Origin of the sequence: Microbulbifer taiwanensis (genome assembly GCF_014904815.1) — a bacterium.
Lineage (GTDB): Bacteria > Pseudomonadota > Gammaproteobacteria > Pseudomonadales > Cellvibrionaceae > Microbulbifer > Microbulbifer taiwanensis.
In genome coordinates, this window is the sequence record NZ_JACZFR010000031.1 from 1 (window position 1) to 25,099 (window position 25,099).

The window sequence follows — 25,099 nt, forward strand, 5'->3', positions numbered from 1 at the left end:
CCTCCCGGGCGCGGGCCGAAACCCAGGCCCCCGGACCGGGTTCCGGCCCGCCCCCGGAATGACGAATCTATGAATAGTTGATCCGAAACTGGGCGGCTACGGGTAATAGCGGGGTTCCGGCTCCAGTTCCACACCGTATTTAGCGCGGATATCAGCCGCAATTTCCTCGGCGAGGCCGGTTACCTCGGCGCCGCTGCCTCGGCCCGGGTTGACCAGCACCAGGGCCTGGCGGTCGTGGACGCCCACTGAGTTGCGCCGTGCGCCACGCCAGCCGGCGCGGTCTATCAACCAGCCGGCGGCCAGCTTCCACTGTTCACCAGCGGCGAAGGCCACCAGGTCCGGATGGGCCTTCTTCAGGCCTTCATAGCAGTCGGCATCCACCAGCGGGTTCTTGAAAAAGCTGCCGGCGTTGGGAATATCGTCCGGCGACGGCAGCTTGCTGTTGCGAATATCGATGACCGCCCCGGCCACTTCCGCCGGTGTGAGGTCAGCGGCACTGTGGCCGTGCTCGGCCAGGTGCTGGTGCAGCGCCGGGTAGTCCAGCCGCGGGCTCCATTTCCGGGGCAGCTGCAGGCGCACACGGGTGATGATGTACTGGTCCCGCGCCGCACCCTTGAAGACGCTGTCGCGGTAACCAAACTGGCAGTCTGTCGCAGAAAACTCGCGCAGTTCACCGGTGGGAATATGCACCGCCTGCAGGTCGGTAAAGGTATCGCGCAACTCCACGCCGTAGGCGCCGATATTCTGTATGGGCGCCGCACCTATCTTGCCCGGGATCAGCGCCAGGTTTTCCAGGCCACCGAGCCCCTGCTCCACCGTGTACATCACCAGCCGATGCCAGTTCTCACCGGCCGCCGCACACAGGGATGTGCCGTCAGCATTGTCATCAAGGGACAGGCCGTGAAACTCTACGAGGATTACCAGGCCGGGAAAGTCGCCGGTCAGCACTATATTGCTGCCACCGCCGAGGGGAAGGATCGGCAGATTTTTTGCGCGCGCATATTCCAGCGCCTCACGCAGCTGCTCCAGGTTTCCCACCCGCGCAAAATGTGCCGCGCGAGCGGCAATGGCCAGGGTGTTCAGGGGCTGCAGATCAATATCGGTTTCTATCATTCGCTGCCGGTTCTAACCCAATAACTCTCGCATGCGCTGCAGGTCCTGTTCGGTATCCACACCGCCGGGGACTTCCTCGCAGGCATCCGCCACATGGATATTCTCGTCGTGGTACAGGAAGCGCAGCTGCTCCAGCGATTCGAACTGCTCCAGTGGCGCTACCGGCCAGGAGACAAAATGATTCAGCAGCGCCACACGATAAGCATAGATACCGATATGCCGGCGCGGTTCCAGGCCCTCTGGCAACTGGTCAAAACCCGCTGCAAAGGCATCCCGCGGCCAGGGAACCGGCGCACGGGAGAAGTAGCGCGCGAGACCTGACTCTGCCGCAACCACCTTGACGATATTCGGATTGCGGAAATCCTCCAGGCTGCGAATCGGCTCAGCCAGGGTGGCGACGCCAGCACTGGTATTGGCCGCCAGGTTGGCCGCCACCTGATCGATCACCTTCGGCGGTATCAGCGGCTCGTCGCCCTGTACATTCACCAGTATGCGATCGGCAGCCAGGCCCAGGTTGATCGCTACCTCCTGCAGGCGATCGGTTCCCGAGGCGTGATCCGCGGAGGTCATGCAGACTTCGCCGCCGAAAGCGCGCACTGCCTCCGCCACACGCATATCGTCGGTGGCGACGATCACGCGCTCGGCGCGGCTCTCCTGCGCGCGCTGGTAAACATGCTGCACCATCAGCTTGCCGCCGATATCCGCCAGCGGTTTGCCCGGCAGTCGGCTGGATGCGAAACGCGCCGGGATAATGACGTCGAAGGAAAGTCTATTGGTCATTTTCTGAAAACTGTTGCAAATGCTGGTGAATTTTCTGGTAGAAGACATCCGGCAGATTGGCTTTTACTTCCAGCGCCCACCAGTGACTCTGCCAGAAGTCGCGGCACTTGACCGCGTCCTTCATGGTCATGATCACCGGCGTCTCGCCGTCGAAGTGGAGCTCCTGCGGCGTGAACTGGTGGTGATCGGCGAAGGCCTGCTCGGTAACGCGGAAACCCAGTTGGTGCAGCTCGCGGAAAAAGCGCTGCGGATTGCCGATGGCCGCCACGCCGTGACAGGGGCCCGGCTCAGGGCCCGAGGCCAGCTTCACCGTCGAGGTCTGGTCCAGGTTGAACTGGTGCCAACTGGCCGGTTCCAGTTTCATCTGGAATTCCAGCAGCTCGCCGCACTGCAGCTTCACCTGCTCCTCCGGCTCGCCATTGGCCACCACCAGATCCACCTGGCGCAGCCGCTCCGCCGGTTCCCGCAGCGGTCCGCGCGGCAGCAACTTGCCGTTGCCGAGGCCGCGGTGGCCATCCACCACACAGATTTCCAGGCTGCGCCAGAGTTGGTAGTGTTGCAGGCCATCGTCGGACAGAATCACATCGCACTGGTGGTAGTCGACCAGCGCCTGCGCCGCCTCGGCGCGGTTCGGCGACACCATCACCGGCAGACCGGTAACCAGGTGCAGCATCAGCGGCTCGTCGCCGCATTCGAGCGGATGCGACTGCGCCGTGACCTGATAGGGATACTGCCTGGCCTTGCCGCCGTAACCGCGGCTGATGATACCGGGATTTCTGCCCCGCTCCCGCAACCAGCGCGCCAGTTCCGCCACCAGCGGTGTCTTGCCGGCACCACCGGCGGTGATATTGCCCACAACGATGACCGGAACCGGCAGTGGCTCGGGCGGATTCTCCAGGCTCTGCCGCCGGCGCCGGCCACTCACCATGCCATAGAGGGACTCCAATGGCGCCAGCAGTGGCAGTGAGGAGCCCCGCTTCCCCTCTTCCGGGTACCAGCGTTTGTTGAACCAGTCTTCCACTGACATAGCGTTGTGGCCTTATCCGGCAGTTTGCTGTTGTAACAGGGTTGCGTAGCGGCCGCCCTGCCCCAGCAGTTCGGCGTGGTTGCCACTCTCGACGATCCGCCCCTGCTCCATCACCAGGATACGATCCGCATTTTCAATGGTGCTCAGGCGGTGGGCGATAACGAAAGTCGTGCGGTTCTTCATGACCTCGGTCAGGGCCAATTGAATGGCGCGCTCGGATTCGTTGTCCAGGGCGGAAGTGGCTTCATCGAGAATCAGGATAGGCGCATCCTTGAGCAGAGCGCGGGCGATGGCGAGACGCTGGCGTTGGCCGCCAGACAACATCTGCGCATTGTCGCCCAATACCGTCTGCAACCCCTGTGGCAACTCATCGATGAATTCGCTGGCGTGAGCCAACTCCACCGCGCGCTGCACCTGCTCAGGCGTCGCATTTTCCAGCTCGCCGTAAGCGATATTGCGATAGACGCTGTCGTTAAACAGTACGATATTCTGCGACACCATGCTGATATGGTGGCGCAGGTCGGCGAGTGAAACATCCGCAATATTTACACCGTCCAGCAGGATACGCCCGCAGGTGGGCTCGTAGAAGCGCGCCAGCAGGCTGACCAGGGTACTCTTGCCGGAACCGGAGGCGCCTACCAAAGCAACGGTCTGCCCAGGCTCCACCGCGAAGCTGATATCCGTTAGTACCGTCGGTGCCGACGCATCGTAACTGAAGCCGAGGTTGTCAAAGGTCACAGCGCCGCGCACCGGCTGCGGTAGTTGCGCCTCACCACCCTGCGGCTCTTTCGGTGAATCGATCACCTCAAAAATACTCTCCGCCGCAGCGATGCCTTTCTGGATATCCGCAAACACCTCCGACAGGCTGCGCACCGGCTTGGCCAGGGACGCAGCGGCGCCGATATAGGCGGCGAAGACACCGGCGGTCATCGATTCCACCATACCCGGCGCCAGCGCCAGCCACACAATGGTGGCCGTGGACAGGCCGACGAGAATCTGGATCACCGACACGCTGGCATTGTCCGCCACCACCAGCTTCATAAACTGCTGGCGGTTATTGTCGCTGGCGGACTCGAAACGCGCATTTTCATAGGCCTGGCCACCGTACATACGCACGACCTGGTAGCCGTTAATCGCCTCCTGGGTCACATGGGTCACGTCGCCCATGGTGTTCTGGATACGGTGGCTCAGTTTGCGGAAACGCTTGCCAACGCTGCGCACGATAAAGGCAATAAAGGGGGCAAACAGGAAAAAAGTCAGGGTGAGCTTCCAGTTCACCAGTAGCAGGTAAATAAGCAGGCCTATGGTGGTGAAGGATTCGCGGATCAGCACCTTCACCGCCTTGGTGATGGAATTGGTCACCTGCTCCACGTTGTAAGAGACTTTGGAGATCAGGTAGGCGCCGGTGTAGCGATCGAAATAGGCACTGGGCAGCTGGCCGATTTTCTCGAACAGCTGGGTGCGCAGCCGGTGAATGACCGAGCGCGCCACATAGGCGAGACCGTAACTGCCGATAAAGTTGCCACAGGCGCGCAGCACAATAATGAGCAGCATCGCCAGCGGTATCAGCCAGCGCGCCGTCTCCTGCGGCATGATGCCGCCCGGGAACCAGGCCGCAACATATTTGGCGAGGAATCCGCGGCTCTCCTGAATACCGGCACCCACGGCATCGAGCAGCAGTTCGGTCACCGCGATCAGGCTGACACCCATGGTCGAAAACAGCAGGAAGCCGAAAACCGCAATGGCGAAAATCGGCCAGTGCGGCAGCGCGTAGGAAAGCAGGCGGCGGTAGGTTTCCGCCCCGCGTCGCGGTTTGCTCGGGGGCGTGTTGACTCTATCCATACGAATTCTTAACTGGAGCCCGCTTCGAAACACGCCCTCCAGGATGGGCAAAGCGAAGAGTGCCCATCAACTGTGGCGCGATGGGCACGTCCGCTACGCGGGCTTTGCCCATCCTGCGATCGGTAGGGGCACTGCGCGGGGATTGCGAGCTAGTTTTCTTCCGGTTGCCGCGTGGTAATGCTGAGATTGACAAAACCCAGCTGCCCGGCGGCATCCATGGCCCGCACCACGGCCTGGTGCTGGGCGGTGGCGTCGGCGGTTATCACGAGGGGGCGATTGTACTCGCCCGCGGAAACTTCCGACAGCGCCGATTTCAGCGTAGTCAGTTTTTTGTTGATCAGGGCGCGGCCGTCCACCGAATAGGAGCCGTCCGCGTTGATCAGCACCTCCACGGCGCGCGGCTGCTCCTCGGCCTGGGGACCCGCCGCTTCCGGCAGGTTCAGCTTCAGATGGCTCTCCTTGGTAAAGGTGGTGGACACCATAAAGAAGATCAGCAGCAGGAAGACCACATCGATCAGCGGCGTCAGGTTGACTCCGTCCTGCTCTTTGGCTTGGCGGCGAAATTGCATCGAATCCCTACCCCGCTCAGGCCGCTTCGATACGGCGGTCACTGTGCAGGGCGTCGACCAGTTTCACCGCCTCCTGCTCCATGGTGACGACGATGCTGTCCACCCGGCGCTGGAAGTAGCGGTGCGCCATCAGTGCCGGAATGGCGACAGTCAGGCCCGCAGCGGTGGTGATCAGCGCCTGGCTGATTCCGCCGGCCAGTACGCCGGCATTGCCGGTGCCCTCGAGCATAATGGCGGTAAACACCTGAATCATGCCCAGTACCGTGCCCAGCAGGCCGATCAGCGGCGCCACTGCGGAGATGGTACCCAGGGCGCCGAGGAAGCGCTCGAGATCGTGCACCACCTGCCCGGCGGCCTCCTCAATACTGTCTTTCATCACATCGCGGCCGTGGCGGGAATTGGAAAGGCCGGCGGCAAAGATGCGCCCCAGGGGACTGGAATCGCGCAGCTCCTTCAGCTTGTCGCCACTAATCTGATTATTTTTCAGCCAACCCCAGACTTCACCCAGCAGTGTGCGCGGCGCTATGCGACGCGGGTTCAAGGTCCACAGGCGCTCGATACAGATGGCGATAACGGCGACGGAACAGAGCAGGATTGGCAGCATCAGCCAGCCGCCGGACTTTATTATTTCAAGCACTTTTTATTTCCCAGACTGCGGAAGGAACAAACCTGTGCATCCCGCGATGCACGGCCAGCACTTTATCACAGCTGACCGCGGCGGCTAAGCCTCCCCGCGTCGCCAGTTTCATCCGTGTGATCGACATACCAAAACCGCCCGGCCGAGCGGGCGGCGTCTATCGTCGGCAACCTATCGCCATTGCGCCAGGTAAACTCAAGTGCCCCACTGTCCGCGGTATTGAACAGTTGCGCGCCGCTGGCACTATACCGGCGCACGACATCCGGGTGCGGGTGGCCGAAGTGGTGGCGGAATCCCGCGCTGAAAATCACCTGGCGCGGTTTCGCCCAATCGACCAGTGCCGGCGAGGAGGAGCTGCGTGAGCCGTGGTGCGGCGCTATCAACAGGTCTACCGGCGCCAGGTCCGGATAGCGGCTGCTCAGCTGCCGCTCCACCTGGCTGGAAATATCCCCGGTCAGCAGGATACGCACGCCGCGCCAGTCGATCAGCACCACGCAGCTGTGGTCGTTTTCCTCCCCGGAGAGCCCGCGGATGTCCGGCCACAGCCATTGCAGGCGCAAATCGCCCAGTGTCACGTCGTTACCCGCCAGGCACTGACTCACTCTTCCACCCGATATGCCGCGCAGCCTGCCCGCCAGCTGCCCGGGGGCGACTGTTCGACCGAGCGGCAGCGTCTCCGAAAGTCCCGCAAATCCCCCGGCGTGATCCATGTCGCCGTGACTGACAATCACCGTATCCAGCGCCGGAACGCCCTCCCCCAGCAGATAGGGGGCAATGATCTGGCTGCCGGCACTCCAGCCGGAGCCGGACAAGGGCCCCGTGTCGTACAACAGCCGTTGCTGCGGCGTCCGCAGCACCACCGCCAGCCCCTGGCCCACATCGAGCACCGTCAGCCTCAGGGAGTCAGCCGTGCCGTTAGCATGGGGAAGAAACGGGAGCAGCGGCGGCAATAGAAACAGCCATCCGAGCCGGCGCCCGGGCAGGCCCGCGGGCAGCAACAACAGCAATACGCCCAGGGCCGCCAGGCACAGCACGACCAGATCCGCGGGCGGCCCCAGTACCTGCCAGGCCGGCAGGGCGCCGCGACCGGCCTCGAGAAAATCCATCAGCAGATCCAGCTGCCAGCCGGCAAAGCGGCTGCACCAATCCCCCACCCAGGTACCGGTTAGCAGGGTGCCGAGCATCAGTGGCGGCAGAATCGCGAACCCCAGCCAGGGAATCGCGACTAGATTGAGCAGCAGACCGCCGGGACTGAAGCCGGAGAAAAACACCAGTGACGGCAATACCAGGCCGATGGCCACCAACCACTGGCTGCGCAGCAGGCCCGCGCCTCCAGCGAGCAGCTGCCTCCCCCGCTGACCTTCCCCCCCTGCCCAACCCCCAATTCGCAGGCGGCCACTGAAACCGAGCAACAGGGCCCCGACCGCAACAAAGGACAGCCAGAAGCCGGCGCCGAAAAATGCCAGCGGCTGCAGTGTCAGCACCAGTGCCAGCGCAAGGCTGTAGGCCAGGCCGGCTCCGATGCGCCGCCGCCACTGCCAGGCGAGCAGCAGGACCCAGGTCATGGCCAGGGCCCGCCGCGCGGACAGTGGGGCACCGGCCAGCAGCGTGTATGCCAGGGAGCCGGCCAAAGCGAGAAACACCGCCAACCCCCTAGGCGTAGCGCCTGTGGCCAGTCCGACCAAGCGGCCCAGGAGTTTGCCAAGCAGCAGGAAGAATCCCGTCACCATACCCACGTGCAGGCCGGAGATGGCCAGCAGGTGGGCGGTGCCCGTCTCCCGCAACAGCTGCCGGTCACCACTGCTCAGGCCGCTCCTGTCGCCCAGCAACAGTGCGCAGAGCAGCTCGCTGCGGCGCACCGGCAGCGCCGTCAGTCGGTCGCGCAGCCACTGGCGCAGCGCCGGCAGGCCAGGGGTGTCGCCCAGGTAGCGGGGCCTGTGGTCCTGGGGCCGCACATAGCCGGTGGCGTAGACGCCGCGCTGCAACAGCCAGCCTTCATAGTCGAAACCGTGGGGATTGATACTGCCGCGCGGGCGCTTCAGGCGCAGTGGCAATAGCCAGCGACTGCCGGCGCGCAGCTGCTGGCGTACCTGGGGGTCGACGCGGTACCAGGTGAGATCCAGCAGCTGCCCTTCCATGCCGGGGGACGGACTTGCACCCACCGGCGCCAGCACCCGGGCGCTGAAACGCAGGCTGGTCGCGCGACTTCTGTCGCCAAGGCCGAAGCTGGCAATGCGGATTTCCGGCAGGGAAACTACCTGTAACTCGAGCAGGAAATCGCCGCCGTAGGCGTCGAGTGGCAACCGCTCTGCCAGGGCCTGATGGTTGTGATGGAGCGCCCAGCCGGCACCGACCAAGGCGGCGATCAGCGGCGGCAGCAGTCGTGTCCGTCTGCGCAGTAGCCAGGCGACACCGAGAAGTAGCGGGGACAGCCACAGCAGATAGTGCAATGGGGGAAGGCGCGACAGGCAGCCGCTGGCGACGATGGCGAGGGAATAGATCCACAGCAGGGGCGTCAGCCCCGCTGCACCGGCGCGCCCTGTGTCGGCCGCTACGCCCATATCCCCGCTCCACTCTCCCTGTGAATACCACGTTTTTGCCAGATTTCCGCGCCCTGCGCAAAGCGCGTGCAATGGCAATTGATGGTTTCAGGCTGTCATTCCTGTATAAAGTGGCACCACTCGGTCACAAAAATTTAAGAAAAATGCCATCTTTAACACGTTTGTAATATTCAGCTCGCAGAATCCGCACCAACTCGAGGCAGGGTCGGCATTCGGACAATAAACGGCCCCGCCTCAGCCAAAACCATAAACTGTGCGAGACTACCGATGAAAAAGACCGTTATTTCCCTGGCTGTTGCCGCCATGGTTCCCGCATTTGCCAGTGCCCAGGAATCCGAAATCATCGATTTCTACGGCAAGGCCAATGTGGATTTCCAGTCCGCCGATGAGGGCGACGGCGCCACCACCGATATCAAGAGCAACGCCTCCCGCCTGGGTGTCAAGGGCGAGCTGCCGCTCGACGGTATTGGTGGCACAGGAGGCCTCAAGGGTATCTACAAGATGGAATACCAGGTAGATATCGATGGCGAAGCCGAGGACACCTTCGAGCAACGCAACATCTACGCCGGTCTGGAAGGCGGATTCGGCCAGGTGATCGGCGGCAAGTTCGATACCCCGCTGAAAGTCGCCCAGAAAAAAGTCGACCTGTTCAACGACCTCGAAGGCGATATCAAGAGCATCATCACCAAGAGCGACAACCGCGAGTCCAACAACCTGCAGTACACCACCCCGTCCTTCGGCGGCTTCAAGGTGTCCGCGGCCTATATCAGCCACCGCGACGAAGTGATCGGTATCGACGAATTCGACCGGGAGATCACCCGCGAAAACGGCACCTCCGTGTCCCTGGCCTACGACAACAACGGCGTCTACCTGGCCTACGCCTACGACCAGGACGTGGAAGCCAATGACTGGGACGTGCAGCGCATGGTGGCCCAGTACAGCATCGGCCCGGTACAGGTCGGCGCCCTGTTCGAAGAGCAGGAAAAAGCTGACGGCAGCACCCAGGACGGCTGGATGACCTCCATTGCCTACAAGATCAACCAGTGGACCGCCAAGGCCCAGTACGGCCAGTCCGACATCGTCGTAACCGACGGCGAAACCTACAGCCTGGGCCTGGACTACAAACTGTCCAGCGCGGCCAAGGTCTTTGCCTTCTACACTGACGAAACCGCTGCGGACGACTACGAGCGCAACTACGTCGGAATCGGCACCGAATTCAAGTTCTGATCGGATTTGATCTCGTGCAAATAAAAAGCCCCGGTGTCACAGCCGGGGCTTTTTCGTTGCGAGAGATCAATCGCGGCCATGGGCGTATGGCCGCCCCGCCGCTCCTACAATGGCTCGTCATACCGGCGAATGCCGGTATCCAGTTCGGGGGCACCTGGATTCCGGCCTGCGCCGGAATGACGACTGAACGCTCCTGTAGGGGCGGATGGCCACCCCGCCATTCCTACATTGGCTCGCCATACCGGCGAATGCCGGTATCCAGTTCGGGGCACCTGGATTCCGGCCTGCGCCGGAATGACGACTGAATGCTCCTATAGGGGCGGATGGCCGCCCCGCCGTTCCTACATTAGCTTGTCATACCGGCGAATGCCGGTATCCAGTTTGGGGGCACCTGGATTCCGGCCTGCGCCGGAATGACGACTGAATGCTCCTATAGGGGCGGATGGCCGCCCCGCCGTTCCTACATTGGCTCGTCATACCGGCGAATGCCGGTATCCAGTTCGGGAGCACCTGGATTCCGGCCTGCGCCGGAATGACGACTGAATGCTCCTATAGGGGCGGCGTGGCGGCCATCCACCCACGGCCGCGATAAATGTCAGATCACAAACAAATCCATAAACTCGTGCACCGGCGTCTGCTCCAGCTTCTGCCGATCCCTGCACAATGCAAAGATCTCCTCACAGCGCACAGGCGGAAAACGCGTAGCCAGATTTCCCCGAAACTTCTCCTTCAACAACGGAATCCCCTCCTTCCTGCGCCGCCGGTGCCCTATCGGATACTCCACCTCGACTTTTTCCGTCGAAGAACCATCGGTAAAGAACACCTGCACCGCGTTGGCGATTGAACGCTTGTCTGGATCCAGATACTCCCGTGAATAACGCTTGTCCTCAACCACTTCCATTTTGCTGCGCAGTTCATCTATCTCCGGATGCGCCGTGTGAAAACCATCCTCATAGTGCTCCGCCACCAGGTCGCCAAACAACAGTGGCACCGCCGTCATATATTGCAGACAGTGATCCCGATCCGCCGCATTGGCCAGCGGCCCCTCCTTGGAAATAATGCGGATCGCCGACTCATGGGTGGTAATCACCACTCGGTCTATCTCTTCGATGCGACTCTTTACCTGCGGGTGCAGCAACACTGCCGCCTCGCAAGCAGTTTGGCTGTGGAATTCGGCCGGGAAGGAGATTTTGAACAGAATATTTTCCATCACATAGCTGCCGAAAGGCCGCTGGAATTTAAACTGCCGCTCCGCCCCCACCTTGATTTTCTGGTCGGCGACGGTCTTGCTGAAGCACACATCGTAAAAACCCCACTGCTTCGCCGTCAGCGCAGCGGGAATCCCCATCTCCCCGCGCATCGCAATATCCGCCAGGCGCACACCGCGGGAAGTGGCATCCCCCGCGGCCCAGGATTTGCGCGAGCCGGCGTTGGGGGCGTGGCGATAGGTGCGCAGCGCACTGCCATCCACCCAGGCGTGGGACAAGGCCGCCATCACCTGCTTGCGGTTGGCGCCCCTCAGCTTTGCCGCCACCGCCGTGGAGGCGACGCGCACCAGCAATACATGATCCAGGCCGACGCGATTGAAACTGTTCTCCAGCGCCAGCACCCCCTGGATCTCGTGGGCGCGGATCATTGCGTCCAGCACCTCGCGCATGAGCAGTGGCTTTTTACCCCTGGATACATTCTTTTGCGACAGGTAATCCGCTACCGCCAGGATAGCGCCAAGGTTGTCGGACGGATGTCCCCACTCCGCCGCCAGCCAGGTATCGTTGTAATCCAGCCAGCGCAGGATACAGCCGATATCCCAGGCCGCCTTGACCGGATCGAGGCGGAACTGGGTGCCCGGCACCCGCGCACCATTGGGCACAAGCGTGCCCTCGACAATCGGCCCCAGATGCTTGGTGCACTCCGGAAAACGCAACGCCAGCAGGCCGCAACCCAGAGTGTCCATCAGGCAGTTGCGCGCCGTATCCCAGGCCTCGTCGAAGTCTATGTGGTAATTGAGGACGTAATCGGCGATATCCTGGATCACCTGGTCGTAGTCCGGGCGGATATTCAGGTCTACATTGGCGCTCATTTCTAAGCTCCGGCACGGATTTGTAGGAGCGGCCCATGGCCGCGATAGATTTTTCCGGTTGGCACAGCCCGATCGCGGCCAACGGCGGGTGGCCGCCCCGCCGCTCCTACAGTTCCAGTAGAAAGTTCTGATGCCCGCGGATACCAGAGAGAATAGATAACGCGAACGGACTTCACGAACAGCTGTTCCCGCCCGCTCCCACCGAACTCAGCCGCCGTACCCCGTCATTTCCAGATATCCCTCGCCGGTATGGCTCCCGCTGACAGCGACAGGCCCTTCCCAATAGCGCAGCGCACCCGGATTCCAGTAATCCCCCGGCCAGGAACGAATCTCGAGATCCAATTCGGCTGACGGCACTTTCAATCGCCAGACCACCGGCACCTCGCCGAGGCGGCTGTCGCGGTACTCGACTGGCTGCAGGCTGAACTCGTCGGCTCCCAGTGACCGCGCGCTCCCATCGGTGGCAACCAGGGTGCCCGAATAGAAATCTTCCGCACCGCGCACCCGGAACAGCATCAGGTGACGGCCGTCTTCCAGATGCAGTGCCATCCAGTCCCAACCCTGCTGGTCCGCCATGAGATACTGGCTGCTCCACTCCCGATCAAACCAGCCCTGCCCACGCACGGTGAAACGCTCACCGTCAATGACTACCTCTCCGTCAATCGCCTGCAGCGGAAAACTGAAATACATGGAGCCGCCGCCAGAAGCGGACTTGGCGCTGAAGCCGTGCTCACCATGCAGCACTGGTATCGGACTTGGCTGTATCTGCAGGCGGTAGCTGAAATCCTCGGCCGCCACAGAAAGCTTCCAGACGCCGCGGGGGCGGCTGTCGAGCTGCCAGTTATCGATCCAGGCCTCGAACGACTGCGCGGTTACGCCGGCCTGGCCGGTGCCGCCGCGGGCGCTGCGGGATGCAAAGCGGTGATCTTCCGGGCGGCTCAGTGCCGCGTGGGCCAGCCAGAGTTCATTGCGCCGCCAGCCCGGCTCTTTTTCTTCGTAGGGGCCGGGTCGCAGGCCGTTGCGGAACAGTGTCCACTGCACGCCGAACTTCTTGTCATCGGCACTGCGCAGGTTGGCGGTCAGGTACCACCACTCGAGGCGGTACTGCGGGTGCGGGCCCAAATCCTCTGGCAAACTAATGGTCATCCCCGGCACTGCCTGGCGAAATCCCTGCGGCGGGTCTCTCAGAGCACGGAAAGAGGATTCGCGCTCGGCGTCTCTTCCGCAACCGGTTAGCACCAAGACGATGAGCAGAGCAGCTATATAAATCGCGCTCGCAGGGTGCGCCGTGCGCACCAAAAGGTTTAAAACCCGCACCAGCCCTGAGCGGTGCGCACGGCGCACCCTACCGCACAAACCAGATCCGCTATTACTAGCGGTGCCCAGCAATATCCGGCCCGGCCTATTCATTCTTCAGTGTCTCCAGCCGCACCGGATTGCCCACCAGCGCACCCACAAAAGCGCCAATCACCAGGCACGCCAGCCACACCTGCAACCAGAATCCCGGATACAGATGCAGCGGCAGGGCCCAACCAAAAGCGACGGGATTGACCCGAGCCACCAGCACCCAGCCGAGGAAAATCCCCAGCGGCGTCGCCAGCAGCGCCAGCAGCCCCGTAACCAACATGCTGTGCGCAATCAATCTCCCGCGCAGGCTTTTTCGCCGCACACCGTACACATACAGCAGGGTATAGCTCCCCTGCCGCAGACGGAAAATCACCAGCCCCATCAACGCCAGGGCCGTGCCCGCCAGTGCCAGCGTCAGGATGTTCAGCATGTGCGTCATCTGGAAGGTACGGGCAAAGGCGGTGTTGGCCCCCCGCTTCAGCCCCGCCTGATCACGAAGGCGACTGCCGGCCAGCCACGGGTATTCCGACCGCCAGTCTCGCCAGGAGATCTTGTCGATGTCCTCCACGCCCAACACAAAAGTGGCATAGCGATCGGGCAGCGCGTCCGGAACAATCGCGAGTGGCAGCATCAACTCGCCCTCGGGCCGGCCGTAGTCGGCGTAGATGCCGATCACCTCGCGCGTATGTAACTCTTGGGCGCCGTTGGAAATTCGTGTCTCGTCACCCCCGCGCAGACGGGGGTCCAGTGGCTGCGGGGATTCTGGATTCCCGCCTGCGCGGGAATGACGATTTGGAGTTACGCTCGCCCCTCCAAAGTGGAAACGGATCCTATCGCCCACGGCCAGGGACTGCCGGCGGGCCAGCTGCTCGTTGATCAGCACGCCCCGCGTCGGCAGTGCCACCCAGTGGTTAGGTACTGCGTCAAGAAATGGCCAGTCCCTCAGCAGCGGCGAGGCCGGATCGATCGCCAGAACATCTACCTGCAATCCGTCCAGCAGTGCTCGACCACGCACCATTGGCAACACCGTCGTCACCCCGGGCAGGCCCCGCAGCCGTTCGCTCCACTCAGCAGAATCCAGCGGCCGGCCGGGATCCAGATAGAGATCGCCCTGCAATCGCTGGTCGAGCCAGCGGGCAAAGGTGGATTCGAAGCCGGTGACCATCGCCTGCACCCCGATGGCGGTGGCGATGGCAAATGCCAGCGCCGTCAGCGGCAGGCTCAACAGCCGGCACAGGGCCCGCATCTCGGAGCAGGACCACTCCAATAGCGGCTGCCGGCAGTGGCGCTCGGCCCGCGCCAGCAGCCGGTTCAGCAATTCGGGCAGCAGCAGGCCGGCGCCGATCAGGCATCCCAGGGTGGCCAGGAATATCAGCCACAGCCGGCCCGTCAACAACAACACCAGCAATGACACAGTGACGAGCAGCAGCGCCCCCAACCAGCGCCAGCGGACCATCGGCTCCCTACCCTCCCGCTCCCGCCGCAGCATCAGCAGATCGGCGCAGGCCCAGCCGACCACCAGCGCCAGTATCAGTACCATACCGAGCCAGGTTTCCGCGGAGGGAGCGCCCCTGGCCAGGATATCGACACTGAAAAGCCCTTGCAGAGTGCCCTGGAATCCGTCCGCCATCGCCGATGCCAGCCGCTCGCCCAGCCACAGTCCCAGAGTGCCGCCGACCAGCGCAACCAGCAGCACTTCCACGACCAGCGCCAGGCGCAATTGCACCGGTCGTACACCGAGCCGCACCAGTATCTCCAGGCTGCGACGCCGCTGCTCCAGCGCAAAGCGGTAGACACTGCGCACCAGTAGCGCCGCCACCAGCAGCGCCAGAGCCCCCAGTGCATCGAGGCTGAGCAGGAAGGCTTCCACCAGCGGCTCCGGTTCCACACCGTAGTCTTCAACTTGGCCGCGGTAGCCCTCAGGGAGCGGCAACCTTTCCGCCTCCGCCGCCGGCAGCAGAATCTCGAGTCTGCTGCGCCCGGCGCTCGCCAGTTCGGCGGCTACTGAAATGTCGGTGAGCAGCTGTCCGCGCGGCAGGCCGTCAAATTCTTCGAACTGATAGTCCCCGCCGCCCGGCAGCGACAACTGCCGCCAGCGCGCCAGGTCTGTGGCGCTGCCGAGCAGGGTTGGGCGATCGAACCCGGCGAGCAATTGGCTGGCGACCGGCGCGCGCTCCTCTGGCTGCCGACTATACTGCCGCAGGCAATCGGCACTGAATGGATCTATACCGATAACGGCGGGTATCTCACTCCCGGCGAAACGCACCTCCAGCCGCGGCGACACACAGAGCCCCGCCCGGCGCAGCCGCACGAAATCCTCCACCTCCAACGCACGGCCATCGACGTGCACCACACTCAGCAGCGGCTCCAGCGCCGCCCTGGATTCGGCAACCGCATTCTCCGCCGCGGCCGTCAGCGAGCGCACCCCGCTCCACAGCATGGCCGCACACACCAGGATCAGCAGCAATCCGGCCAGCTGTCCCGGATGGCGGCGGTAATGGCTCAGGAAGACAGTGCCGAGTCCCATGGGCGCAGGGCTCCTTCCCGCAGTTCAAGAACCTGGTCGCAGCGCTGGGCCAGCTCCGGGTTGTGGGTGACGATCAGTGCGCCCAGCGCCCGCTCGCGGATGGCGTCAAAGAACAGCGGTGCCACACGCTTGGCAGTGGCATAGTCGAGGCTGCCGGTGGGCTCGTCGGCGAGAATCAATTCCGGCCGCATCACAAAGGCACAGGCCAGCGCCGCCCGCTGCCGCTGGCCGCCGGAGAGTTGATCGGGATAGCGGTGTGCCGTGTCGGCAATACCCAGGCGCTCCAGCAGTATCTCGCCGTCGTGCTCCTGCAGGCCGGCCAGCCCGGCGCGAAAGACGATATTGCGGGCCACCGTAAGCGTGGGGATCAGGTTGCCGTCCTGGAAGAGTGTGGCGATACGGGTGCGGCGCAATTCGGCCCAGTCGTCGTCATTCAGCTGGGACCGATCGCGGCCGAATAGCCGCAGCTGACCGCTGTCGGGGGCCAGCAGGCCATTGAGCAGGTTCAGCAGTGTGCTCTTGCCCGAGCCCGAGGGGCCGATCACTGCCACTGCCTCGCCGCGACGCAGATCGAGGGATAATCCGCGTAGCACGCTGATCTGTTCGCGGCCGGTGCGGTAGGATCTGCTGAGATCCTGGGCCTGTATCAAGGCATCATTCATGGTTTGGTGGAGCTGCCTGATGGACTTCAGCTAGTTTATCGCACAGGGAGTCACTGCAGAATCAAGGTAGCAGAATCAATTACGCCCATCGAACAAATAAAATCCTCCGCCACACCTGTTGCACTCTTAGCAATTCAGCCCCAATCACTGGCCACCCATACAGCTGTACGAAAATTCAGCCTTCACTCCGCCTCGAAAACCAAATCCAATGTCACGGAGAAACTACAAAGGCCATATCAAAACTAAGGCCCGACTCCGTCCGTGCGTTTTATCCCTATATTCTGTGACTTTCCGACTCCCCCTTCTCTTTTTCGATTTTTCTCGACAAAAGTGTAGAGGAGCGGAGCTTGCCGGAGCAGTTAACAAGTTTTACCATGCGCGGCATATGTAACGCGCCCCCGCAAGGAGCGCCCCACAAGGAATAGTTGGGACCCGCCATGCAATTCAATCAAGACCTCCCCGTTGTCGCCGGACATGCCGCCGGAAAACGCATTCGCTGCACTACCGACCTGATGCCCACCTATCAGCGCCTGAAGGATGCCGCCGATCGAGGCAATCACTGGCCGCGTATCGCGCTCAGGGAACTCAATGCCCTGACCAGTGGTATGCTGGACAAGAAGAATGTGTACGTCCGTCCCGGAAAGCCGGATTATTACGTTGTCTTCCTTCCGGGTATCAAGGCTACGGTCAAGCGCTGGACCAATGATCAATATTGCATCACGGATATGGATCTGGATGAACGCTATTTTGAGGCGACAAGTCAGGAGAATACCCGGATGGGGCTCTACCGGGTCGCCCCACCTAAGGGCGACGAAGGGTGGACTGCCAAGTATGTTCAAGGAGGCCGGGTAGCGCCCAAGGCGGGGCGCATGGTTACCGTATCCGACGCAGGCTATTCAAGCGCTGACCATGCAGCCCGGGCGGTGATTCCACGAGCGATTAAGGCTCCTGACGTGGCGGGCGCCAGTGTTCGCAACGGTGGCTGCGATCTGCATTTCACTCCTGGCAAAAAGTTAGGCAGCCTAATTCGCTATAACGCCCTCAACAACGACCAGTGCCGAGGCTCGGCACTGCACCTGGCCTACTCCATGGCCCAGGCCAGGGATATCAAAGATGTCATCTGGTTGGCGGACAGTGGTGGTTCGCTGGTGCTGACCCAGGCTATGAAGATTCTGGTGGACCAGGGTGTTACCCTTAAAGGCCATACCGCTTATCTGGCCAAGGCCACTAGCTCGCCCGGCCAGGCGGTGCGCCTGGCCCACCGGCTGGAAATGACGCTCAACGAAGACTTTGCGGATACAGGCCTGAGCCCGCGGGGCGCATTCAGTCAGTGGCGGGCGGCCGGCGCACGCTTCGCAGATGAACACGACGCCTACGATAGAGAGCGCCATGCGGACGCCTGGGTTTCCGGTGCCGGCAAAGTGGCTGCCCCGGTGGGCGCGGTCGCATTTGCTGGCGGCCTAATGGGCGCATCCGTACCCGTCATTGCCTCCATGAGCGCTATTGCTGGGGCGGTGGGATTCGTCGGAGTCTGGCACAATATTGGGAAAAGTCTGGTGTCAAAAGTCCGCGACAAAGAACTCAAGCGCTGAGGTCCCCTATGTGGAATCCAATCAAGTACTCGCATCTGGAATGGTTCCAGCGCGATAACCACTGCATCCCCAAGGGGCCCAGCTTCAAGTGGGCGCCCTGGAAAACCATGCCCCTTGCGGGCAGCAGGTTGCGTCTCAAAGTTCCGCGCCACTGTCCTACGCATTCCACAGTCAAACAGTTCGACCTCCCGTTTGGCAAAGATCCCGCGGACCGGCCCATGGGCTCCTATTCTGAAATGGCCATGGCCAACGACCATTGGGGTTATTGGAGAGTCTTGTACCGTTATTACGCCTTCTGGGGCCCCTGGATGAGCGGCTGCAAGGCGGAACTAGGCTTTGGAATGAGCGTAGTGGGACGGCGGAAGGGATCCGAGTATCCCAATACGTCCTTCTTTCACCCCCGCGCTTTTGAATCGGTGCTCACCGAGTATCTGAACGACCGTTATGGGCACCAACGCTGGGGCTCCACGAAAAACGATCCCCGTCCCCGACACGCGGGGCCCTTCGACTGGAGGCTCCACTATCACCTGCCGGTGTTCGGCGCCAGCTGCAAGATCTACGACACGGGAATGGATGGCAAGACCCTGGAGGGCAACCCTGAACGCCTATTTTTCTTCCCCATCAGTGACCGGCATTTTGTCAGGGTCCGGTTCAAGCGAGACCTCTACGCCCGGGATAACAAGGGCAAGCCCACCTATGACGCCAGCCCGGTGCGGGATCTGCAGGAAGCTATTTTCAACAGCATAAGCCTGGAACTCGGACCCGAGGCGCAGGCCAGTTACGACAGAATTAAAGCCCAGTGTCCCGATATGCGGTTGACGGAGACTTTCGCTCCCCTCAATTGGCCCACCGAGGCCACAACGCCGGGCGAGGTCTATGAGCCCGAGCAGGCATCCCACAAGGCCCTGGGTTTTTAATGCTCGAGGGCTGAGGCCTATCCATACCGCGAAATTAGGCCACCGCTACAACTCCACCTCAATATCCGCAATCACCGCATTGGCAATATCGCGCGCTGTTTCGACATCATCGGCCCGTGCCAGGGCAACACCCAAGCGGCGCTTGCCGGCGACTTCCGGTTTGCCGAACAGGCGCAGCTGGGTATCGGGGCGGGAGAGTGCGGCGCTCAGGTTGCCGAATTGCATCTGGGTGGAATTGCCCTCCACCAACAGCACCGACGAGGCCGAGGCGCGGTGTAACTGGATATTGGGAATGGGCAGGCCGAGAATGGCGCGGGCGTGCAGCGCGAACTCGGACAGGTCCTGGGAGATCAGTGTCACCAGGCCGGTATCGTGCGGGCGCGGTGAGACTTCGCTGAAGATCACGTCGTCGCCTTTGACAAACAGCTCCACACCGAATAATCCGCGGCCGCCGAGGTTGTCGGTCACCGCTTTGGCAATCTCCTGGGCGCGGCTCAGCGCCGCTGCCGACATGGCCTGCGGCTGCCACGACTCCTGGTAATCGCCATCGGCCTGGCGGTGACCGATGGGCGCACAGAAACTGGTGACGATATTGCCACTGCCGTCGTTGTGGCACTCGTTGTGACGGACGGTGAGCAGGGTGATTTCGTAATCGAAGTCGACAAAGCCCTCGACAATCACCTTGCCCTTGCCGGCGCGGCCGCCCTCCTGGGCGTAGGCCCAGGCCTTGTCAATCTGTGAGGCATCGCGCACCAGGCTCTGGCCCTTGCCCGAGGAACTCATGATTGGTTTCACCAGGCAGGGTATACCGATCTCTTCGATAGCGGCTTTGAATTCCGCCTCGCCGGCGGCAAAACGGTAGCTCGAGGTGGGGAGGCCCAGGGTTTCCGCGACCAGGCGACGGATGCCCTCGCGGTTCATGGTCAGCTGGGTCGCCCTCGCGGTGGGGACAATATTCACCCCCTCCCCTTCCAGCTCGGCCAGGGTGTCGGTGGCGATGGCCTCGATCTCCGGCACCACCAGGTGCGGCTGTTCCTGTTCGATCACTCCACGCAGGGCATCGCCGTCGAGCATATTGATCACATGGCTGCGGTCGGCCACCTGCATCGCCGGGGCATTGGCATAGCGGTCCACCGCAATGACTTCGCAGCCGAGGCGCTGCAGCTCGATCACCACTTCCTTGCCCAACTCGCCGGCGCCACAGAGCAGGACGCGGGTGGCGGTTGAAGAAAACGGGGTGCCCAGGGTAGTCATGGAATTCCTGCCTTGTTGTAAATGTTGCGCGGGGGATATCTCTGCGGCCGTTTATCCATCCCAGGCCGGCGCCAGGCGCTCGGCCTGCTCTTCGCGAACGTCATCGATGACGGCCATCAGGTCCCCGACGTCGACACTGGACGTGTCGTGCTCGAAATGCCCGGTAAGGGCACTGTCCGGGTGCAGCTCCCCCGCCTCATACAGCGCCCAGATCTCCTTGCCGTAATCGGTCGTCAATAGTTCCGGGGCGAAGCGGCCGAAATAGGCACGCATATTGTTGACATCGCGCTCCAGCATCACGGCGGCGTTGTTGTTGCCGGCTGCATCCACCGCCTGGGGCAGATCGATGATCACCGGGCCCTGGCGGTCCAGCAGCACGTTAAACTCGGAAAGGTCGCCATGTACCAGACCGGCGCACAGCATGCGCACCACGTCGGCCATCACCTGGCCGTGGTAATCACGGGCCTGCTCGGTGCTCAGGGTGACGTCATCCAGGCGCGGTGCGGCGTAGCCCTCGTCGTCGGCCACCAGCTCCATCAGCAGCACACCATCGACGAAGCCGTGTGGCTGGGGCACGCGCACACCGGCCGACGCCAGCCGATACAGGGCATCGACCTCGGCACTCAGCCAGGCCTGTTCCTGCTCTTTCTGGCCGTAGCGGGTCTTCTTCGACATGGCCCGGGCGCGGCGGCTGTTGCGCATCTTGCGGCCTTCCTGATACTGCACCGCCTGCTTGAAGCTGCGCTGCCTGGCCTCCTTGAAGACCTTGGCACAGCGCAAGTCGTCGCCGCAGCGCACCACATACACCTGCGCTTCCTTACCGCTCATCAGCTGCGCGACGACCTCGTCGATCATGCCGTCGTCGACCAGCGGTTGTAATCTCTTGGGTACTTTCATAGTTCCTGGTAATCAGCCCTCTCGCGCCTGCGGAGTTTTCAAGATAGCTGCCGCTCTTACCGGTGCGCCAGCGCATAGTCGATAGCCGCACACACCGCCGCGGCCTGCGCGGTATTGCACTGCTCGGACGTCGCGCGGGGACTGTCGGGGTAGACCTCGGTGGTGGTCTTGTAGGTGGCATTGGTGATGCCCGCACAAAGCGCGAGCTGATTGAGCGGATACTCAATCACGCCCCGCGCGACCACCGGCGAACCGATGATCTCGCCCTTGTCATCAGCGGGGGCGATATGGGTGACCTGTTCCACCGCCGCGATCACTGCCTGCTGGAACTCCGGCTGCGGGCTCTCGCTGTCGTCGACCAGGTAGAAGCCGTCGGGAATCCCACCCGGCGCGAACGGCTTGCCATCGCGGGCGGCCAGCGCGGGGCGGAACTCGGTCTCGTCGGTATCGGTGGTCTCGTGCAGGTCGATATGCATCAGCACACGATCGCGGATGGGTGCCACCAGTCGCATCAGCGCCGCCGACTCCTCAGCCGGGCTGTCATCGCGGAAGGAGCGGTTCGGGTCGATCGCGTGCGGGTTCCAGCGGTGGATGCGCTCGTAGCCCCAGGGGCTGACGCAGGGCGCCACCAGCAGGTTGGCGCGGCCGGCGTAATCCGCTGCATGCTGATCGACGAACTGCAGCGCACCGTGTACACCGCTGGTTTCATAGCCGTGCACACCGCCCGTCACCAACACCACCGGCAGCTCGTCGCGCCAGTCGCGGCTGCGGATCGCCAACAGCGGAAAGCGTTCAGGGCCGTATTCCAGGCGACCGTATTCTTCCACGTCGAACCGCGGGCGCAGGTGCTCGATTGCGCCCAGCACCTCTGCCTCGTAGCTGCGCTGACGGGTCTGTCGTGACAACCACTCGGCGCGCTCCGCCTCGCCCCAGGGAATGCCGGGCGTGCCGATTGGATAGGGTGCGAGGGCCGTGTTCATTTCGCTTGTTCTCCGGTTATGAGCGAGGTTGGCGGGTATTCTAGCACCCGGCTCGAAACATTGCGGGGCTCCTCGTAAGACCAGATATCAGGTCACTGCGATTTCCGGGAGAACGCGCCTGCCACGCAGCCAATCGAGCCTCCGCAGCAGACCCAGACCAAGCGCCAAATCTGGCGATTCGAAACACACCGGGGAGAGAGTATCGCCGCAATCAAAAGGGCCCCACATTTGCGGGGCCCATTCACATTAGGTTGACTCCAGCAAGCTTCATATATTGGCGCCAACCATGCGATCGCCAGTGTTAGTTGCAGGCGCCGAGCGAGGTCCAAGGTTGACCAGTTCCCGGCCCGCCGTTATTGGTAGCCGGGTCATCGCCCTGGGTCCACCAATTGGCCTCGTAACGTATACCGTTATGCTGAACCTCGTCTCCGCCCGTATATACGCTGCCGGCATCCCAAATTGGAAGACTCGGACAGGAGCCACCGCCAGAACTACTACTGGAAGAACCGCCTGACGAGCTACTGGAACCCCCGGAGCTGCTGGAACCGCCGGAGCTGCTTCCAGAGGAACTGCCCCCGTCACAGCTGCGAACGTGCGTCCATGCGGTTTCCCAGTATTGGCCGTTGCCGGGCTCATAGGCCCAAGCTGCCGTCGATGAGCACCAACCGGCAACATCACATCGGTATTCGTTACCCACATTCTGCACTTCCTGCCCGGCGCTATAGCTGGTACCAGCTACATACTGCGGCGCACTGCAGGAGCCACCGCCAGAGGAGCCACCGGAACTGCTGCTGGAAGAACCACCACTGCTGGAGGAGCTGCCTCCACCGTTGCCAGGATCGGTAAACAACAGACGATTTGGCGATCCATTGGCGCCGCTGATCTTACCAGTCGTAGACATTCCGATCATGCTGCTGGCAATGGTAGCCGGTGACGCTCCCGGGCTTTCCTCAAGCAGCAATGCCGCAACGCCCGCACCATGAGGCGAGGCCATTGAAGTACCGCTAATGGTGTTGGTGGCGTTACTGCCAGTCCACCAGGCAGAGGTAATACTGGAACCTGGGCCAAATATATCTACGCAGGATCCCCAGTTGGAGAAACTCGAGCGCGTGTCACCCGAAGCCGAGGAAGCAACTGTAATCGCGCTACTTTCACGGGCAGGAGAGTAATTACAGGCGTTGGCATTATCGTTACCCGCCGCAACTACCACTGTGACACCCTGGTTAACAGCGCCACGCACAGCAGAATCCAGAGCCGTGGAAATACCGCCCCCCAGGCTCATATTGGCCACGGCGGGCTTAGTATGATTTCCGGCCACCCAATTTACCGCGTCAATAATGATCGAGCTGCTGGTTTCACCAGAGCAGCCAAACACCCGAACCGGATGTAGAATGACATCCTTGGCTACGCCCCAGGTGGTGCCACCTACCGTACCGGCCACATGAGTTCCGTGACCGTTGCAGTCTTCCGTTCCCCGACCGTCATTGATTCCCGAGAAACCATTACCCATGCGCCCGGAAAACTCCGTGTGCGAACTGAGAATACCCGTATCTATGATGTAGGCGTGAACACTATTCCCAGTAACGTCGTAGCTATAGGCATTGTCGAGCGATCCCTCGCGCTGATCAATGCGATCCAAACCCCAGGTCGCTGGAGACTGCGTAGTCGAGGTATACATCACCTGATCCTGCTCGATATACGCCACCGAGTTTTCTTTTGCCAGCTGCTGGATCTGGGTGGCTGTAGCTTTTACGGAAAAACCGAGTATGGCTTGGTCGTAACGATGCAATACCGGTGCACCCACATTCGACGCAAGCCGGCCCGTCTCGAACGAGACAAACTGTGCAGTGCTCATGGTGCTCAATCGAGCTTCATCTTTTAGCACCACAATATACTGTTCCGGTATCGCATTGCCCGGCTCGGCAGAAAATATTTCCGCCGCGAATACGCTGGCAGAGAGGGGGATAGCCCCCACCAACAAAATCGACCTTGTTATATTTTTAAAACACTTCATGTTTCACTCTCCATCTATTTTTATTTATCTGAAACGGCCTACTACAGGACTTCTACCGCTAACTAGACTTACAACTACCACATCACCACCCCACAAACTTTTGCAGGAAGGGGATCTCGTCACAGCATTTTCCGGGCACAAAGCTCCCCCGCTCGCCCGCACAGTCACGGCCGACAATCACTATATGGCTTGGAAAATACCTGAATAACCGTAACAGCCTGCACCTACACTTCGCCAAAGCGACAAGGAACAGACCTTCTGTTAATCAAAAATTTTTCTAATTTATTTCATTGAAAAGTTCTCGCACAACCTGCGCATTAAAGTGTTCCGAAAAGACCTGAGTTCCGAAAAGAATGCAATCATCAAGATGATGTAAAGCGCTTAGAATAAGCTCATCGATAAGCAATTCAGCCAAACTCGATAATCTGAAGCCAGGGAGTTTCAATCCGCCTAAATATCCAGATGGCGGTTAAAACAGAATGCTAAATATCGCCTTTGGAGCAATTTTTAAGCCGTACACAGATACTGGAAACTCACCCAGTCTCAAGGAATGGAATAAAATTCAGATATGGTTTGCCGGGCAGCGGGGCCAGAAAGAAAGCCTCCAATTTGGGGAGGCGCAATAGATTTTTATGATTATCACCGGTCACGAGTATTCTCCGAATTTCCTTTTCATATCAGCCATGCCCAACTGAATCCTGGTCGATTCAAGCATTGTCGCGGGCATTCAACTGAAGTTCCTTTTGAGAACGTAAGCATCAGATTGTGACTAACCGGTCCAAACATAGGCTTCCAATGATAGCGCTGTCAATATCATATGAAGGTTGCGGCGCCATTCCTCCACAAGAAATTCGAAAGACCGGAATAACCTCTAGAAACTAAAATGAAATACACGAAAAGGGCCGCAAGCGGTCCAGTAATTCACAAGCAGTGACTCAAGGCAGTGTTCAGGCTTCTAGCGCTCTTACGCCGGGCACATCCAGTTCACCCACCGGTTGCCGGTGGGGATTGCCGCCTGCCGCATGAAGAGCGGCTGCTGGGGATGACAAGAACAGAAGTCGAGATCCCCGGAT

The 25,099-nt window shown here is 61.3% G+C and carries 18 protein-coding genes; 3 read left to right on the forward strand and 15 right to left on the reverse strand.

Translation table 11 applies throughout. From position 1 onward, the window contains the following. Positions 1 to 96: 96 nt before the first annotated feature. The 7 genes from murB to IG627_RS12145 all read right to left on the reverse strand — a co-directional run bounded on the left by murB (position 97) and on the right by IG627_RS12145 (position 8,529). Entirely contained in the window at positions 97 to 1,113 is a 1,017-nt protein-coding gene (murB, locus tag IG627_RS12115) for a UDP-N-acetylmuramate dehydrogenase (protein ID WP_193192633.1), read from the reverse strand. Between the two features lie 12 nt (positions 1,114 to 1,125). Then, positions 1,126 to 1,893, reverse strand: coding sequence for a 3-deoxy-manno-octulosonate cytidylyltransferase (gene kdsB / locus IG627_RS12120; RefSeq protein WP_193192634.1), 768 nt, complete (start codon positions 1,891 to 1,893; stop codon positions 1,126 to 1,128). After that, positions 1,883 to 2,920, reverse strand: coding sequence for a tetraacyldisaccharide 4'-kinase (gene lpxK, locus IG627_RS12125; RefSeq protein ID WP_193192635.1), 1,038 nt, complete (start codon positions 2,918 to 2,920; stop codon positions 1,883 to 1,885). The genes kdsB and lpxK overlap by 11 nt, the downstream gene beginning before the upstream one ends. Positions 2,921 to 2,932: 12 nt before the next feature. Then, complete coding sequence (gene msbA, locus IG627_RS12130; RefSeq protein WP_193192636.1) at positions 2,933 to 4,762, reverse strand: lipid A export permease/ATP-binding protein MsbA; 1,830 nt, start codon at positions 4,760 to 4,762, stop codon at positions 2,933 to 2,935. A 149-nt stretch (positions 4,763 to 4,911) separates the two neighbouring features. After that, complete coding sequence (locus IG627_RS12135; protein ID WP_193192637.1) at positions 4,912 to 5,331, reverse strand: ExbD/TolR family protein; 420 nt, start codon at positions 5,329 to 5,331, stop codon at positions 4,912 to 4,914. A gap of 16 nt (positions 5,332 to 5,347) precedes the next feature. Then, a complete protein-coding gene (locus IG627_RS12140; protein ID WP_193192638.1) occupies positions 5,348 to 5,968 on the reverse strand; it encodes a MotA/TolQ/ExbB proton channel family protein in 621 nt (206 codons plus the stop codon). 65 nt (positions 5,969 to 6,033) lie between these two features. Then, positions 6,034 to 8,529: a DNA internalization-related competence protein ComEC/Rec2 gene (locus IG627_RS12145; protein ID WP_193192639.1), complete on the reverse strand. Its 2,496-nt coding sequence runs from the start codon at positions 8,527 to 8,529 to the stop codon at positions 6,034 to 6,036. 267 nt (positions 8,530 to 8,796) lie between these two features. Between IG627_RS12145 and IG627_RS12150 the strand changes: the two genes are divergently transcribed. Beyond that, positions 8,797 to 9,756: a porin gene (locus IG627_RS12150; RefSeq protein ID WP_193192640.1), complete on the forward strand. Its 960-nt coding sequence runs from the start codon at positions 8,797 to 8,799 to the stop codon at positions 9,754 to 9,756. Between the two features lie 595 nt (positions 9,757 to 10,351). On the opposite strand, the gene prpD is transcribed toward IG627_RS12150, so the two are convergent. The 4 genes from prpD to IG627_RS12170 all read right to left on the reverse strand — a co-directional run bounded on the left by prpD (position 10,352) and on the right by IG627_RS12170 (position 16,372). After that, a complete protein-coding gene (prpD, locus tag IG627_RS12155) occupies positions 10,352 to 11,836 on the reverse strand; it encodes a 2-methylcitrate dehydratase (RefSeq protein WP_193192641.1) in 1,485 nt (494 codons plus the stop codon). A 207-nt stretch (positions 11,837 to 12,043) separates the two neighbouring features. Then, positions 12,044 to 12,982, reverse strand: coding sequence for a lipocalin-like domain-containing protein (locus IG627_RS12160; RefSeq protein ID WP_226865020.1), 939 nt, complete (start codon positions 12,980 to 12,982; stop codon positions 12,044 to 12,046). Positions 12,983 to 13,238: 256 nt separating this feature from the next. Continuing rightward, positions 13,239 to 15,710 carry an FtsX-like permease family protein gene (locus IG627_RS12165; protein ID WP_193192643.1) on the reverse strand — a complete coding sequence of 824 codons (2,472 nt, stop codon included), beginning with the start codon at positions 15,708 to 15,710 and terminating at the stop codon, positions 13,239 to 13,241. Continuing rightward, positions 15,686 to 16,372, reverse strand: coding sequence for an ABC transporter ATP-binding protein (locus tag IG627_RS12170; protein ID WP_193192644.1), 687 nt, complete (start codon positions 16,370 to 16,372; stop codon positions 15,686 to 15,688). The genes IG627_RS12165 and IG627_RS12170 overlap by 25 nt, the downstream gene beginning before the upstream one ends. Positions 16,373 to 16,809: 437 nt before the next feature. Here IG627_RS12170 and IG627_RS12175 point away from each other — a divergent pair, with 437 nt between their 5' ends. After that, on the forward strand, positions 16,810 to 17,964 hold the full coding sequence (locus IG627_RS12175) for a hypothetical protein (protein WP_193192645.1): 1,155 nt from the start codon (positions 16,810 to 16,812) through the stop codon (positions 17,962 to 17,964). An 8-nt stretch (positions 17,965 to 17,972) separates the two neighbouring features. Then, on the forward strand, positions 17,973 to 18,881 hold the full coding sequence (locus IG627_RS12180) for a hypothetical protein (RefSeq protein ID WP_193192646.1): 909 nt from the start codon (positions 17,973 to 17,975) through the stop codon (positions 18,879 to 18,881). A gap of 45 nt (positions 18,882 to 18,926) precedes the next feature. Here IG627_RS12180 and purT read toward each other — a convergent pair whose 3' ends face one another. The 4 genes from purT to IG627_RS12200 form a co-directional block, all read right to left on the reverse strand. Continuing rightward, positions 18,927 to 20,135, reverse strand: coding sequence for a formate-dependent phosphoribosylglycinamide formyltransferase (purT, locus tag IG627_RS12185; protein ID WP_193192647.1), 1,209 nt, complete (start codon positions 20,133 to 20,135; stop codon positions 18,927 to 18,929). A gap of 51 nt (positions 20,136 to 20,186) precedes the next feature. Further along, the gene (locus IG627_RS12190) at positions 20,187 to 21,032 is read right to left on the reverse strand and encodes a PA4780 family RIO1-like protein kinase (RefSeq protein ID WP_193192648.1); all 846 of its coding nucleotides are present in this window, start codon (positions 21,030 to 21,032) and stop codon (positions 20,187 to 20,189) included. A 56-nt stretch (positions 21,033 to 21,088) separates the two neighbouring features. Next, positions 21,089 to 22,012, reverse strand: coding sequence for a M14 family metallopeptidase (locus IG627_RS12195; protein ID WP_193192649.1), 924 nt, complete (start codon positions 22,010 to 22,012; stop codon positions 21,089 to 21,091). Positions 22,013 to 22,313: 301 nt separating this feature from the next. Further along, positions 22,314 to 24,026 carry a S8 family serine peptidase gene (locus IG627_RS12200; RefSeq protein WP_193192650.1) on the reverse strand — a complete coding sequence of 571 codons (1,713 nt, stop codon included), beginning with the start codon at positions 24,024 to 24,026 and terminating at the stop codon, positions 22,314 to 22,316. Between the last annotated feature and the right edge of the window lie 1,073 nt (positions 24,027 to 25,099).